10 protein-coding genes and 1 pseudogene are annotated in these 14307 nt (G+C 56.8%); 5 read left to right on the top strand and 6 right to left on the bottom strand.

Going from position 1 to position 14307, the window contains the following annotated elements:
- Positions 1 to 854: 854 nt before the first annotated feature.
- The 3 genes from repA to repC all read left to right on the top strand — a co-directional run bounded on the left by repA (position 855) and on the right by repC (position 4458).
- The gene (gene repA, locus NBH21_RS25645; RefSeq protein ID WP_250913187.1) at positions 855 to 2069 is read left to right on the top strand and encodes a plasmid partitioning protein RepA; all 1215 of its coding nucleotides are present in this window, start codon (positions 855 to 857) and stop codon (positions 2067 to 2069) included.
- A complete protein-coding gene (gene repB / locus NBH21_RS25650; RefSeq protein WP_250913188.1) occupies positions 2066 to 3088 on the top strand; it encodes a plasmid partitioning protein RepB in 1023 nt (340 codons plus the stop codon). The genes repA and repB overlap by 4 nt, the downstream gene beginning before the upstream one ends.
- Before the next feature lie 155 nt (positions 3089 to 3243).
- Positions 3244 to 4458 (top strand): plasmid replication protein RepC, encoded by a 1215-nt coding sequence (gene repC / locus NBH21_RS25655; RefSeq protein WP_250913189.1) that lies wholly within the window; start codon positions 3244 to 3246, stop codon positions 4456 to 4458.
- A 1310-nt stretch (positions 4459 to 5768) separates the two neighbouring features.
- Here repC and NBH21_RS25665 read toward each other — a convergent pair.
- From NBH21_RS25665 to NBH21_RS25685, 6 genes are all read right to left on the bottom strand, one after another.
- The gene (locus tag NBH21_RS25665; protein WP_250913190.1) at positions 5769 to 6842 is read right to left on the bottom strand and encodes an AI-2E family transporter; all 1074 of its coding nucleotides are present in this window, start codon (positions 6840 to 6842) and stop codon (positions 5769 to 5771) included.
- 93 nt (positions 6843 to 6935) lie between these two features.
- A complete protein-coding gene (locus NBH21_RS25670) occupies positions 6936 to 7742 on the bottom strand; it encodes a transglutaminase-like domain-containing protein (protein ID WP_250913191.1) in 807 nt (268 codons plus the stop codon).
- 162 nt (positions 7743 to 7904) lie between these two features.
- The gene (locus NBH21_RS25675; protein WP_342452040.1) at positions 7905 to 8771 is read right to left on the bottom strand and encodes a sensor histidine kinase; all 867 of its coding nucleotides are present in this window, start codon (positions 8769 to 8771) and stop codon (positions 7905 to 7907) included.
- Positions 8772 to 8780: 9 nt separating this feature from the next.
- Positions 8781 to 8975, bottom strand: coding sequence for a PAS domain-containing protein (locus tag NBH21_RS26205; protein ID WP_342452041.1), 195 nt, complete (start codon positions 8973 to 8975; stop codon positions 8781 to 8783).
- 340 nt (positions 8976 to 9315) lie between these two features.
- Entirely contained in the window at positions 9316 to 11166 is a 1851-nt protein-coding gene (locus tag NBH21_RS25680) for an ATP-binding cassette domain-containing protein (protein WP_250913192.1), read from the bottom strand.
- Positions 11167 to 11354: 188 nt separating this feature from the next.
- On the bottom strand, positions 11355 to 11825 hold the full coding sequence (locus NBH21_RS25685; protein ID WP_250913193.1) for a pyridoxamine 5'-phosphate oxidase family protein: 471 nt from the start codon (positions 11823 to 11825) through the stop codon (positions 11355 to 11357).
- Positions 11826 to 12724: 899 nt separating this feature from the next.
- Here NBH21_RS25685 and NBH21_RS25690 point away from each other — a divergent pair.
- Together NBH21_RS25690 and scpB are read left to right on the top strand one after the other, a co-directional pair.
- Positions 12725 to 13690: a DUF1403 family protein gene (locus tag NBH21_RS25690; RefSeq protein WP_250913194.1), complete on the top strand. Its 966-nt coding sequence runs from the start codon at positions 12725 to 12727 to the stop codon at positions 13688 to 13690.
- A gap of 2 nt (positions 13691 to 13692) precedes the next feature.
- A pseudogene (gene scpB / locus NBH21_RS25695) lies at positions 13693 to 14181 on the top strand (SMC-Scp complex subunit ScpB); the annotation flags it as partial.
- Between the last annotated feature and the right edge of the window lie 126 nt (positions 14182 to 14307).

A 14307-nucleotide genomic window follows, 5' to 3' on the forward strand; every position in this document is an offset into this window, starting at 1 on the left:
TGATGCTGGGCGTCCCCGGCCCCTCTATGGCGCCGGGGACGCCTCTTTCATTTGTGAAAGCCCGCGAATACGGCTGGGCAATATCTAGACGAAGGTCGAAGCGATCTCAGGCTAAACGCGCAGGTGATGCTTTGGATATGGCGTTTGGTTCAGGTTGAACACCTATGTTGCCGGCGGGCGGTACGAATCCGCCTGGCGGTAAATACGTGCTCGGGCAGGCTTCTGATTCCTCATCAATCGTATGGGCAGGTACTGATCCAGCTTGGTACCAAGGCTGGCTCGAACGAATTCACCAAACACAGGGCCTATTGATGGACAGGGCGTCCGGGACAGTCTCTCGGGCCTCTGACTGTTCTGGCACCTCATCGACACGCGGGATGTAAGGCAAACTTTCCCGAAGTCGGTGGTGGGACGCACAAGGGTTGCGTCGAACATGCCAAGCGGCTGGGACATGCAGAAGAGCTGCACGAGTTCTTCCTGTCGCCAAGGCCACCGGCAAGAATCCGCGGGTTTGAATCAAGTTACAGTCGTTGGATCCTATAAGCTCGTGGTGTGTGAGTCGCGGTCTGGCTATGCTAATAACTCGGCTAAAGAAGCGCTTCCTCGCCGGAATAAGGGAAGCGCTTGCGGGATTCACAGCAAAACAAATCGCGAGCAGAGCGAGATGGGGTGATCGTTAACACTCAGATTTCGCAAGATAAATTCGGGTCGTATGGAACCTCAACCTTCTTGGCGTTAACCATTCATTAACCTAAAAGCGCTTGCCCGGAAATCAGAATCGGCGCTAATTGGCAGTGGCGAAACTTTGTTGGTTTTGCGAAAAATATCGCCACTGGCAAGAAACGGGTTTTAAGATGGCGAAGGCCGCAGCTAAAGATGCACCTGTATTCGAAGGTTTGACCGCCTTGATGGAGCGTCATGCGGACGCCCTCTCCAGCCAGCTTCAGGCTCACCATCTCAAGGTTTTCCCGCCGACGGCGGAAAAGAGCATTCGCACGTTCGGACCGTCCGAAGCGTCGAAGCTGCTCGGCGTTGGCGAGTCTTACCTGCGACAGACCGCTTCGGAAATGCCGGAGTTGAATGTCAGTGTCAGTCCGGGCGGCAGACGAACGTTCTCGATTGATGATATCCATGCGATCCGCAAGCATATGGATCAGGTAGGTCGGGGAAATCGGCGCTATCTCCCGCATCGTCGGGGTGATGAGCAACTCCAGGTCATTTCTGTAATGAATTTCAAGGGCGGGTCCGGCAAGACGACGACCGCCGCGCACTTGGCTCAATATCTGGCGATGCGTGGTTATCGGATCCTTGCCATTGATCTCGACCCCCAGGCCAGCCTTTCCGCACTTTTCGGCAGTCAACCCGAGACTGACGTCGGACCGAATGAAACGCTTTATGGTGCGATAAGGTACGATGACGAACAGGTGCCGATCGAACAGGTCGTTCGCGGAACATACATTCCCGATCTTCACCTGATCCCCGGTAATCTCGAGCTTATGGAGTTCGAGCACGACACTCCCCGCGCGCTGATGAAGCGCAAGGAGGGGGATACGCTCTTCTACGGTCGGATTAGCCAGGTTATCGAAGACATCGCTGATAACTACGACGTCGTCGTGATCGACTGCCCTCCCCAACTCGGGTATCTCACGCTTTCGGCATTGACGGCCGCGACGTCAATCCTCGTCACGGTTCATCCGCAGATGCTGGATGTGATGTCCATGAACCAGTTTCTGGCAATGACATCGAACCTTCTGCGAGAGATCGAGAACGCCGGAGCGCAGTTCAAGTTCAACTGGATGCGCTATCTGATCACCCGCTTCGAACCGAGCGACGGGCCGCAGAACCAGATGGTGGGCTATCTGCGATCGATCTTCGGGGAAAATGTTCTCAATTTTCCGATGCTGAAAACCACCGCAGTATCGGACGCCGGCCTGACGAACCAGACCCTCTTTGAAGTCGAGCGGGGTCAGTTCACGCGTTCGACCTATGACCGAGCCCTGGAGGCAATGAACGCCGTCAATGACGAGATCGAGACTTTGATCAAGAAAGCATGGGGTAGACCCACATGAGCCGCAAGCACATCCTCGGTGTTGCAACAGATGCGCCCGACACCACGGTGACCGATAACCGGCAGATCAAGAGCCGTTCTATGCCGCTTCTCGGAGTGGCGAGGAAGGATCGGGATCCATCGACAAAGCTGACCGCAAATATTGGTAATGCGTTGCGGGAGCAGAATGATCGCCTTGGCCGAGCGGAGGAGATCGAGCGCCGCCTCGCTGAAGGTCAGGCTGTGATTGAACTAGATCCATCGGTGATCGAACCGTCTTTCATCCGGGACCGCATGCCGGGCGATATCGATGGACTGCTTGCCTCCATCCGGGAGCAAGGCCAGCAGGTTCCGATATTGGTGCGCCCTCACCCGGATAACCCGGCTCGATATCAGGTTGCCTTTGGGCACCGTCGTCTGCGCGCGATTGCGGAACTGGGGCTAACTGTCCGGGCCGTTGTGCGTGACCTGACGGACGAGCAGTTGGTCGTCGCGCAGGGGCAGGAAAATAATGAACGCGAGGACCTCACCTTTATCGAAAAGGCGCGCTTTGCGCATCGCCTGAATAGGCAGTTCCCGCGCGAAATCGTTATCGCAGCGATGTCGATCGACAAGAGCAATCTGTCAAAGATGCTGATTCTCGTTGACGCCCTGCCCTCGGAACTGATCGACGCCATTGGTGCGGCTCCCGGTGTGGGCAGACCGAGTTGGCAGCAACTGGTGGAACTTCTTGAGGCGGCCTCATCTCCTGCGGATGCGATGAAATACGTGATGTCCGACGAGGTGCAGGCGCTGCCGTCGGCAGAACGGTTCAAGGCAGTCGTTGCACATATCAAGCCGAAACGTGTTGCACGTGGGCTTCCGGGGGTGATGTCGATGCCGGACGGGACCAGAATTGCGCAGGTAGCGCAGAGCAAGTCTAAACTGGAGATCACGATCGACAGGAAGGCGACGCCGGATTTCGCTACGTTCGTGCTTGAGCAGCTGCCAACTCTGTATCAGGCTCATCGCGAAAGAAATCAACGGAACCAGGGAGCGTAACCCGCAAAAGAAAAGAGCCCCCACAACGTCGCCGTCGCGGAAGCCCTTTTGTCTCTGTAGCAAGGACAGAATCGCATTTCCTCGAATCCTCGTCAAGAGTCTTCGGCGTCGTTTGGCGAGCAAAATTCTTTTGCCTGCGAAAAAGGTGAAAGAGAATGCAGACGGGAAATGTGACGACGCCCTTTGGGCGGCGGCCGATGACGCTTGCGCTCGTGCGCAACCAGATGGCATCAGCCGATATCAAACAGGGAAAAACTGCGGACAAGTGGCAGGTCTTCAGGGACGCTTCGGTCGCCATGGAACTGCTGGGGATTCAATCAAACAGCTTGGCCGTTCTTGACGCGTTGTTGAGTTTTTTCCCGGGTAATGAACTGCGGCAGGGCTCCCAACTCATCGTATTTCCGTCGAATGTCCAACTTGCGCTTCGGGCGCACGGAATGGCTGGGGCTACGTTACGCAGGCATCTTGCGATACTCGTGGACGCAGGTCTGATTGTCCGAAAGGATAGCGCCAATGGGAAGCGTTATGCTCGCAAGGATGGCGCAGGACAGGTCGAGACGGCCTTTGGCTTCGACCTCTCTCCCCTCCTGGCGCGTTCGGAAGAACTGGCGATAATGGCGCAGCAGGTGCTGGCTGACCGGGAAGCTTTCCGGAAGGCAAAGGAGAGCCTGACGATCTGCCGGCGCGACGTCCGGAAGCTGATTACAGCAGCTTTGGAAGAGGGAGCGAACGGTGATTGGGAGGTGGTCGAAGACACGTACATTGCCCTTGTGAGCAGGATTCCGCGCGCCCCGACGCTCGGCGACCTTCTTGCTGTCCTTGACGAAATGAACCTCCTGAGGGAGGAGGTAGTCAATCGATTGGAAATCCAGCCAAATCCAGAAAATTATAGCACCAATGCCGCTCTTAATGAGCGGCACATACAGAATTCAAACTCCGAATCCACCCATGAACTTGAACCTGGCTCTGAAAAAGAGCCCGACGCAAAGTTTCGAGAAATCCGCAAAGGTGAGGGTGAGCAGATAAAGGCCTTTCCGCTCAGTGTGATCCTGAGAGCGTGCCCGACTATTCGCGATTACGGACCGGCGGGAGGAATTTCCACCTGGCGCGAGCTTATGTCGGCCGCAGTCGTCGTTCGTTCCATGTTGGGTGTGAGCCCGTCGGCGTATCAGGATGCTTGCGAGGCGATGGGCCCTGAAAATGCTGCGGCGACGATTGCGTGTATTCTGGAGAGAGCCAACTTCATCAACTCGGCTGGGGGATATTTGCGGGATCTGACTCGACGTAGCGAACGCGGAGAATTTTCGCTGGGCCCGATGGTCATGGCGCTGTTGAAGGCGAGCGGGCAGGGGAATTTAAAGGTGGGATAACGGGAAATGATGCGACAAGGCTCGTGCGGTGCGGCTTTTGATGATGCTCGCCATCATCGGCTATCGTGGATCGGTATCTACTTCTGTGGTCAGCTGACCACAGAAGTAACTATCTGAAAAACATTCGTTTTTTTATCTGGTTGATTCTGGCCGTTTTCTCTTGTCGAAACTGGATGTTGCAGCGTTTGTAACCACCAAAATTCCGGTCCCAATAGAGGCTGGATTGCTTTTTAGAGCGGTGGAAAGCCAGCCTTTCGTGGGCTTTACGGGCTGCGCTCGCCTAGTCGGGTAAATATGTTTTAGCCCGCTGCGACAAGTCTGGAAATTGAACTGCGAGGAAGTCAGTAAATGCTGCGCAAGATTCGCAAGGGAAAAACGGAAGTCTAGCGAACTGGGGCGCATCAATAGCCCGGTGCCCATGACAGTGCGATCGTATGCGTATGCGCGGTAAAGAGATGCCGCTCTCGGGCTATTGGTTCCCCGAATAGCTGCATCGGTTCGTCCATGGTGTTTCTGTTCGTGGCCCATTTGTCCACGATAGAGCGACCACGAAGATAGTGGCCGTCAACGTAGATATCTTGCGGCGGGTTTCGTTTGAAACGCTCGATTTCAGCATCCCCAGCCCTTGGCTTGCCTGCCCTAACGATCGTTAGGGCTCATCGGTTTCTGAAGGCGAGACCTTCGTAAGCCTTTTCCTCGGTCCCCGAGCAGCGTCAAGAGATTGCACTATCGACTGTCTTTCCGGCAGTCGACTTCGGGAGGGCTATCAAGCTGTCGATCCTTCTGGGAGGGGTAGCGCTCGATGGTTGAGGCGGAGTTGGCTTTGGCACACCGTTCGGCTGTGCCGGAGGCATAAGCCGTGATGTGGAGCCCGACTGTTTGCGGATGCGGGGGAAGGGGAGCCAGTTTCGATCGCCTGCACCGAGCTGCGTAATACTTCCAGTTGGAGGCATAGGCTGTGGCGTATCGATGGAACTGGTAACTTCTATATAACCCCGAGCATGATCGGCAAGGTTGGCGAGATAGGACTGCGGATGATCCTCAGCGACAGAGGAGGGAGGGCCCCCTGTCTTGATCGATCCTGGCGGCGCGGAGGGATCACGCCCGAGCGCCGTGCCAGGAGGCTGCGCCCGAGCTATCCGAGACTTGATCTCGGCTGTTCTGGCGAGAATTTGGCCATTTCTCTGTATAATGAAATCAGATGGATGATGCTCCTTGTTGGTGAGTGAGGCGTAAAGGCGACTTCATCGCTGATCGTGGCGACCTTTGATCGATGGTTTTCCTGCGCGCAGGTCAGCGACCGGTGCCACTCACTTGGACTTCCAGGGTTTGACCGAAACGGCAGGCGGTTGCTGCTGCTGCGTGAACAGTGACCACGCGGAAATGAAAAGCGCGGCTATGAGCGGTCCGATGACGAAGCCGCTGAGGCCGAAGAGCGAGATGCCCCCGACGGTGGAAATGAGAACGACGTAATCCGGTAGCCTCGTCCTCTGGCCCACGAGCGTTGGACGAAGCAGATTATCGATCAATCCGATGATCAGAGCGCCGACGGCCACCATGACCATTCCCTTCACCCATTCACCGATGAGAAAAAGCCAGATGGCGGCCGGAACCCACACCAGCGCGGCACCCATGGCGGGTAGCATCGACAGAAATGTCATGATCACACCCCACAGCAGGGCAGCTTCGATTCCCAGGACCCAGAAAATAAAACCGCCGATCACACCTTGGATGACTGCAATGATGACATTACCACGCACAGTGGCGCGTACCACGTCCGCGAACTTGTCGAGGAACTGTCGCGTGTAGTCGTCGCTCAGCGGAATCGAATGACGCAGCGTCTTGCCCAAGGCGGCGCCATCCCGGAAGAGAAAGAATAACAAATAAAGCATCAGGCCCATGCTGATAAAAAATTGCAGCGTATCTTGCCCGAAGCTCAAGACGCCGCCTGCTATCGTTCGCCCTGTTTCCAGGGCGCCAGACGAGAGTTTCGCTCGCAGCTCGGCAAATCCGCCGAGCTGGTGCGAGGCCAGCCAGTTATTGATGAATGAGGGCACGGCTTCTTGCAGGCGTAACAGATAGGCGTTGAGGTCGATTTCGTTACTGCTGACCCGTTGATAGAGGCTTGTGCCCTCCTGGATGAGGGACGCGAGTATCGCAAGTGCCGGCAGGATGACCAGGCCGATGCACAGAAGGACAGTCAGCAAGGCCGCGATGGTGCTTCGACCACCCAGCAATCCCTCCAGCCGCTTGTGGATCGGAAAGAATATGATTGCCAGAATGACGGCCCATAGAACGGCTGTGTAGTAGGGAATAAGAAGCCATAGAAATGCGACGGTCACCACCGCCAACAGCACATAGAAGCTCGTTCTTTGAATGGACATGGTGCATATGGTTCCTGGATTGGGATGCCGACACGAGCATGGCAGCAGATCCATGGATCGATCGGCGCCGCCAGATTGGCCCGAAAGTCGACGTTAGACAATCTCCTGTGCGATCACCTCGAAGTGGGTCAGAATAGCGGGACCGAAGGCCGTCGATAGCGCGACATCAGTGGCATCACGGCCCCTTGCAATCAGGATACGCCCGATACCGGGAATGTTATAACGCGCATCGACAGCATACCACCGGCCACCAAGATAGACCTCGAACCATGCGCCGAAGTCCATGGGGTAGCGATCCTTTGCCACGCCGGTATCGCCGAGGTAGCCGCTACAATATCGTGCCGGGATGTTCATGCAGCGGCAGAGTGTGATGGCGAGATGAGCGAAGTCGCGACAAACACCCGCCCTGTCGATGAAGCTGCCACAGGCAGTCCGACACGGGTCTGCCCTGCTGTAGTCGAAGGCTATATGCGTGTGGACGAAGTCAATGATCGCCTTCACTCGCGGCCAACCAAGGGGTGTCTGACAGAACCGCATCCAGGCAAAATCGGCCAGCCGGTCCGTCTCGCAGTACCGGCTTCCGAGCAAGAAAACCAACACGTCGTCAGGTAGATCCTGGATCGTGAGCTGGGCGGCCTGTTCGGGAACGAGGTCAGGCAAGCCGCTGTCACACAGTTCGAACTCGGTCGAGATCGTCGTTCTGCCGGGTGGCGCCAGGATCCGGGTGCAGGTATTGCCGTAGACATCCACATAGTCCCGAACGGGAATCGCTCTGTTGAAGGTGAGAGTCTGCTCCGTCCGAAGATCGCTCTGTCTCGAGGGATGAACCTTGAGAACGAGTAGCATCGGCGTCTCATTCTCACACTCGTATTCGATATGAAATCCAGCCCGAATTCTCATGGCCACATCTTTCTTCGCCCCGATCGGGCCTTTCGGCCGGAGCGTCTCAGCTGCGGCAACGCTCCGTTTTTCTCAGATTGCTCGTGCTGGGACGCCTGGCGTGCCAGATCATCCATCTGTTTCGCGATCACGGCCTTGGGCCGCATCCATGGACCTGGATGTTCAGGCGGCCGTGCTCAAGGTCGAATGAAACGTCGCGTGGGCAACGGTCACACTCATGCCGTGCTCGCTCGACGTTATCTCGACACGAGCATCGAGCTGCTTGGTCAATGCCTCGATAATGACTGATCCCAATCCCGGCTCCGCCGCCTTATCTGGTGCATCCAGTCCGACACCGTTGTCCGAAACGACGAGACGCCAATCGGTTCCGTGCGCTTCATAGCTGACCAGGACCCTGGCAGAACTCGTGACCACGGGAAATGCATATTTGACGGCGTTAATGACGAGTTCGGTGACGATGAGCCCGATGCTGACGGCATTGCGCGACGGGATCGTGCATTGGGTTGCGTTCACATCGATGATGATTGGCCTGCTGTCGAGAATGATGGACCTGGCCAATCCTTCGCAAAGCTTCTGCAGATAGGTCGATACTTCGATCTCATCGACGCCATCGGTCAGATGCAGGTAGTTCTGCACCGTTGCCACCGACATCACGCGCTGATGGGCATCCTCCAGATGGTGGCGGGTCTCCTCCGACGTCACCGAGCGCGCCTTGAGCATCAGGATGCTGGCGATGATCTGGAGGCTGTTAGCCACCCTGTGCTGCATCTCCTGGAAAAGAACCCGCTGTTGAGCCAGCAAGTCTTCCGTGCGTTCCAGGAGTGCTTGCCTTTCGGCCTCGGCGCGTCTTGCCTCGGTGACGTCGCGAAAGGCCAGCAATGTATTCGGTGCGGACGAGCGGCCATAGTCCACGGTCCGCGCCGTCATGAGGAGTGTCCGCCGCCCGATGCCCGCGACATCCCGGTCGAATTCGAAACCCGAAATCAACGGGTGTTCCGGAATGGCGGTGCGCAGACGTTCGCGCAGCAATGGAATGTCTCATTGCCGCTCATCGAGGTCAAACAGGCTGATACCATGGGATCGCGCCGGATCGATTTCGAACGTTTTGAAGAACGCGCTGTTCGCCGCGACCACGCGCAATTGGGAGTCGAGAACAACGAAGGGTTCCGAAATGGTTTCAACAATCGCGAGGGCGAGCGTCTTTGCATCGCCGGGTTCTGCGAACTGCTGCATCTGTTTACCCCCACTTGCTGGTGGAATGATGCGCCACCGGTCGGCAGTTACCGCCTAACAATAATTCTACGCCTCATGATTGCATTTGACCAACGGATTCGGAGCTTTGATCTTGCTGCTGTGTGAAGCCCTCAGCCCGATTCAACTCGACCTCGCATCGGCCCCGCAAATTATCGAGCATCATCAGCTCCATGGGGGTGTCATGATTGCGACGCTGTGGGTTTGTGCCATGCTGCGATGGTTATCTTTTTCGCCACGCCGCCCTCGATAGTGAGCACACTGTCGAAGAATTCGACACCGTTTGCCGATTGTATCGGCGAAACATCATGCATGACTGCAATCACTGTCGCGTCTCCGCAACGATCCTTGATCGTCTGGAGGAACGCATATACGCCGCCTTTGTATCGAGTGCGCTCGTCGCCTCATCGAGGAACACGAGGCCAGGCCGCAACAGAAGGAGTCGGGCAAGGACGAGCTTTTGTTTTTGGCCGCCGGACAGAAGCTGGTCCCAGCTTTGGCCATCATGGCCATCCTTCGAAAGGTCTTCGGCAAACTCGCCGAGTCCCGCCTTCTGCAAGGCTGCCACAACATTCTTGTCTTGGTGCCGGCTCGCAGACTCCGGGAGGCAGACAAGATCTTTCAAGGGCACTGCCGGGAGCTTCACATCCTGTGCTGCATAAATGCTTCTTACACGCCTTGGCGTTGTGATCTCGCCGCTACCATGTGCCCAGAGACCATGAATCGCCCTGAAAAGAGAGGTCTTGCCGCTCCCGGATTGGCCAACGACCAAAGTCCACTCGCCGGGCGGGAAATGTAAATTGTCGGCGGACAAAAAGGGGAGGTCGACTCCCGCATGCAAAAGCCTAATCTGCTGAAGTGTGAGCCCGAGCGCCGGCTCTTGCTTTTCGTAGTGAAATTCGGAAGGGCCCGTTTGCGCGTAAAACTCCTGGGGTCGCTGAACGGTTTCGATCGCATCTGCGAGGTCGGTTATTCGTCGAGCGTTTGCCCCGAGCGTGGCGATGTCGGGCATCACATGAATGAACCACGAGCAATCGCTGATGAGTGCATTCGCGAGTTCTGCCCCGGTGACGTAGGATCGAAGGCTAAGCTTGTTTTCCACGAAAGGGAACAAGCCAGGTGCATAAGCGATAATGCGCGAGCCGATGAAATTGTGAACCAGTTCGAATCCCATGTAGATGGCGGTAACCCGGTTGAGGCTGGCCCAGGTTTTGTCGATGTCGACATATCTGTGTTCATTGACGGTTTTCTGAGCCCTTTCACCACGGAGAACGGCAAGGTGGAAGCTGCGGTGGAGGAGTCTGTTCAGTTCCGTGCGGTAGCTTGCTTCCGCCCATTGCATACGTGCCGACAGCCGTTGCAGGACACTGCCCAGCTTGGTTGCGATGAAGGTGTTGAGCGGCACGTAAATCGCGATCGCCGTGAAGGTCAAACACGCGCTACCATACCGACCCAGAAACTCGAACCCTCTGACGTCGACCGACGTCTCGATGAGTTTGCTGCCGACGAAACCCAGCGACAGCACCACGCCCGAGATGCCCATCGCAAGCCCCAGGGCGGCGCCCGTCATGCCTTTAATCGCTTCCTGTAATCGCTGGTCGATATTGTCCAGCGCGGATATAACGGATCCTGCCGCGTCGGCTCCGATTTGTTGGAGATGGAAATGAGTATGATTGGAATCGAGCAGTGCTTCGTTGAAACGCTGGTCGAGCCACTCACGCCATTTGCGGTGAAGCGTGGTTGAAAAGAAGTGCCGGACCGCTATGAACCCTGCGTCTCTTAGGATCGCGATTGCGGCAAGGGTTGTCGCGGTGGTGAGCAGCGACGTGAGCGTGGTGGGCGTCGTTGGATCATGGAAGTAGGCTATTGCGTTGACCAATTCGCCCGAGGTTAGGGCGAACCAAACATTGGCCTTGGCGGATAATGCCGTGAGGACCAAAATCGCGAATGTCAGTCCCCAAGCCTGGCGCCAACTCTGTGAAAGCCAATACGCGCTCATCAAGCCCCAGAACGTTCGCATGGAGGAAACAGGGCTTCTGCTGTGCCGCCCTCCACGGTCGGACATCCTTTGGAACAACGCACCGCTGCGGCGATCATCATTCCTCATAACGATTTCGTCTCCGCAAACCTGTGCCAGCAGAATTGGGGCAAGTGTCCGGGTTGTCAATTCCATCGAGAAGCTATCGCTTGATGGAAGTAAGTGAACCGCGCCGAGTTTGGTTTAGGTTATGCGGCCATAGCTGGAGCGTCCAGCATCGCGTAGTAACGTTGTTCGGCTTCGGCTGGCGGGATATTCCCGATGGGCTCGATAAGACGCAGGTGGTTGAACCGGTTATCTCTCAGGCGAGCTTTGATCGCCGTTCAAGAAGAGGGGACAGTAGGGTCGCCTTCGCTTGCTTCTCTTCCACTCACTGCGATTATGTCGAGTGCAAAGAAAACGTGGGGTGAAGACTCGCGAACTGGATGTGGCCCAAGCAAAGTTGCGCCCGCTTCCCACCAATCGAAATGGCGCTGTAAGAGAGACCACGCGTGCAACCGCTCAGCATGGTCCTGCTCGTCGTCGGGCAATTCGTGGAACAAGGCGTCAACGACGACGCTCACCCAATTATGTTTGTCCTGATACCTATCAATCTGAAGACAGACATGCGGATTTGAACGAAGAAAATCGAGTTTCTTGCCCGGCATCGAAAAGACGTAAAGGCGGTTTCCCTCATGTGCATAGTAAATCGGAATGATATAGGGAATATTGTCCTTGGCGCAGGCCAGTCGCGCCAAGCGTTGCTCCGCGATGAATGCGATGCATTTTTTGTGCGTTATTTCCCGAATTAACATTACTCTGTCCTCCCTTCGGTCAGAGGTGTGGCGGTGTTTTCCCTGCATCGGTGTGTCACAGGACAACAGTCCAGTGATTTGAACTCTCAACGCTCCACAAGCACGTTGAATCTACCCGAAAGTCTTTGTGACCTGAGACCGGTGTTCTTTCCAGTTTTCCAGTGAGCCGCGGGTCTTCATGCCTTGAGATTGAACCCTAATTGCCGAAGACCGGAGCCATCCGGCTATTGCTCTGATCACTATGGCGGGGCAGCCTCGGCCGCGGGATCGAAGCCTTGAAACCGATAACCGGGTGCGGAGTATCCTCGTGGCAGTAGCGGCACCAAGTGTCCAACTTTTGACGCGAATCCGCAAGGGTCAGTGCTGTAACCCAAAATATCTCCTCCATCTCATGGGGGAGTTCGGCCGATTCTGACCGATTGAATGATGGATCTTCGGAGATCAAGGAAGCGCAAATCATGTCGTTCCTGCAAGAGCAGAAAGCGGGCAAAGGCCAAACAGCTTTGCCGCAGGCATGGCCGGTAGGAAGTGATCATCCATGTCTGCAAGACAAAGTCAGGCGAATGGGGCGCATCCACCACCCGTCGCGAGGCAAGAGGTCATCGCGATTCTCATGATTGCCTGATGAACGAAGCGACGATGCGTCTTGGGCAGAACGCAGGCGCTTCGCTTTTTTCTGATTAGTGCCGCGTTTGAGAGGCTGTGCTTTCTTTGTTGGGCAAGAGCGAGCCTCAGCTCACGGCTGTTCTCCTTTTGCTCGATGAGAGAGGCATGTTCCGCGCTTCCTTTCCATATAAGGAAACAAATGACGGATAATGCAACATTATTGGACGTTTTTTGTTGACGACAGGTCGTGCGGTTATTTGCGATATTTGTGGCATAAACCGCTCACCTGAATTATGCTGACTGTCATGGATTCGATCATCAGAGCGCAAATTGCATCACCCACGTGGTCGGCGAGCCTCCCGGGCTGGGCGTTGGCGCGCGGTCGGGACATCGACGAGCGCGACGCCGTCTTTGCGGCCGGTATCGCCTTAAAATCGCTCGATGATCTGATCCGCGCTGGCCCATCATGGATCGGCTGCTGGCGCGATCGCCTTGCTCTCAAATCGGCCGCTGTCGCCGCTCGGATGCTCGGCCGGAATGAGGAAGTAGATGCGCTGCGCGACGCCGTTTTGCTGACGCCGGCGGACGGCGATCCAGGGCCGGCCGGAAAGCTGTTTTTGGCCACACGATTGCTGGCCCGTCAATCTCGGATGCCAGGCACCCCGCTCGTGGAAGAACTGGCGACCTTGTTGTCAATCCGATGGGACGACGACCTTGCTTCAATCACCGATCTCATCGATACGGCGATCCAGTCCGGGCGCGCGGCACCCCTCGCGGTGGCCGATCTGATATCGGCGATCGCGACCCTTCGCCCAGACGCCGAAGTTCTTTCTCTCGGCTTGGCGGACGTGGTGCTGGCGCTGAAGCTGAAGTGGCCGAAGCCGGTTCCGCTGATCCTGCCCGCGCGATTCAGCCCGGCCTTCCGGACGATCGGCGGGCGGGGCAGGGCGCGACCAGGAGAGCCGGCCTATCCGAAGGCAATCTGCCTAGCCCTGGTCGATGGCGTCGAGGCAGCGCTCCATTCCGCCGCGGAGATTGATCGCCGCGCCGCGCGGCTAGTTGCCGTGACCCCAAAGCTTCGGACGAGAGGGGCTGAACCCGTCATCCGGAAGCTGTTTAATGACGATGCAGTCTCCGCGACATCACCGGGAGGCCAGCTGTCGCGCTGGGCAGCGTCCCGCCTGTTTGAGCGGCTCGAGGCTCACGACGCGGTGCGTGAATTGTCCGGCCGCTCTTCGTTTCGAATTTTTGGGCTATGACCATGGCCGGGTCCCCCGCTGCGAAGCCATCCCGCCGGAAGAGTCATGACGCAGACGAGCGTCTGTTTGATCGGGAACTGGAGGATCTTCCGGCCGAGATGCGCTGGCGGGAGTGGATGATGCGGGTCGAGGCGGTGATCTTTGCCTCGGCGGAGCCGGTCACCCGGGAAACTCTGGCCCGCGTCGTTGGTCGGGAATGCAGCATCGACTTGTTGATTGACGATCTGGTCGAGGAACTGCGAGATTGTCCCTACGAACTGGTGCCAGTTGCTGGCGGTTGGCAGCACCGCACCCGGCCGCGCTTCGCCGACACGATACGTGCGTCCTCGGCGCCAACAAGGGGAGAGGCGACGATCCTATCGGAGTTCGAGGCGCTGGTCTTGACCGCGGTGGGCTATCTTCAGCTAATCACACGAAGCGAGTTGTCCAACGTATTCGGCAAGGAAGTGAGCCGTGACACGATTTCTGCGCTTCGAGGCGCTGGCTTCCTGTGACCTGCTCCCCTGGAATGTCCTCGGTTTGAGGTTAGTCTGTTCTCCGGAGAAGGAGACAGAGAATGAAGCGTTCCCGTTTCAGCGACGAGCAGATCATCGGTATTCTGAAGGAGCATCAGGCCG

The organism is Ciceribacter sichuanensis, assembly GCF_024055605.1.
Taxonomy (GTDB): Bacteria; Pseudomonadota; Alphaproteobacteria; order Rhizobiales; family Rhizobiaceae; genus Allorhizobium; species Allorhizobium sichuanense.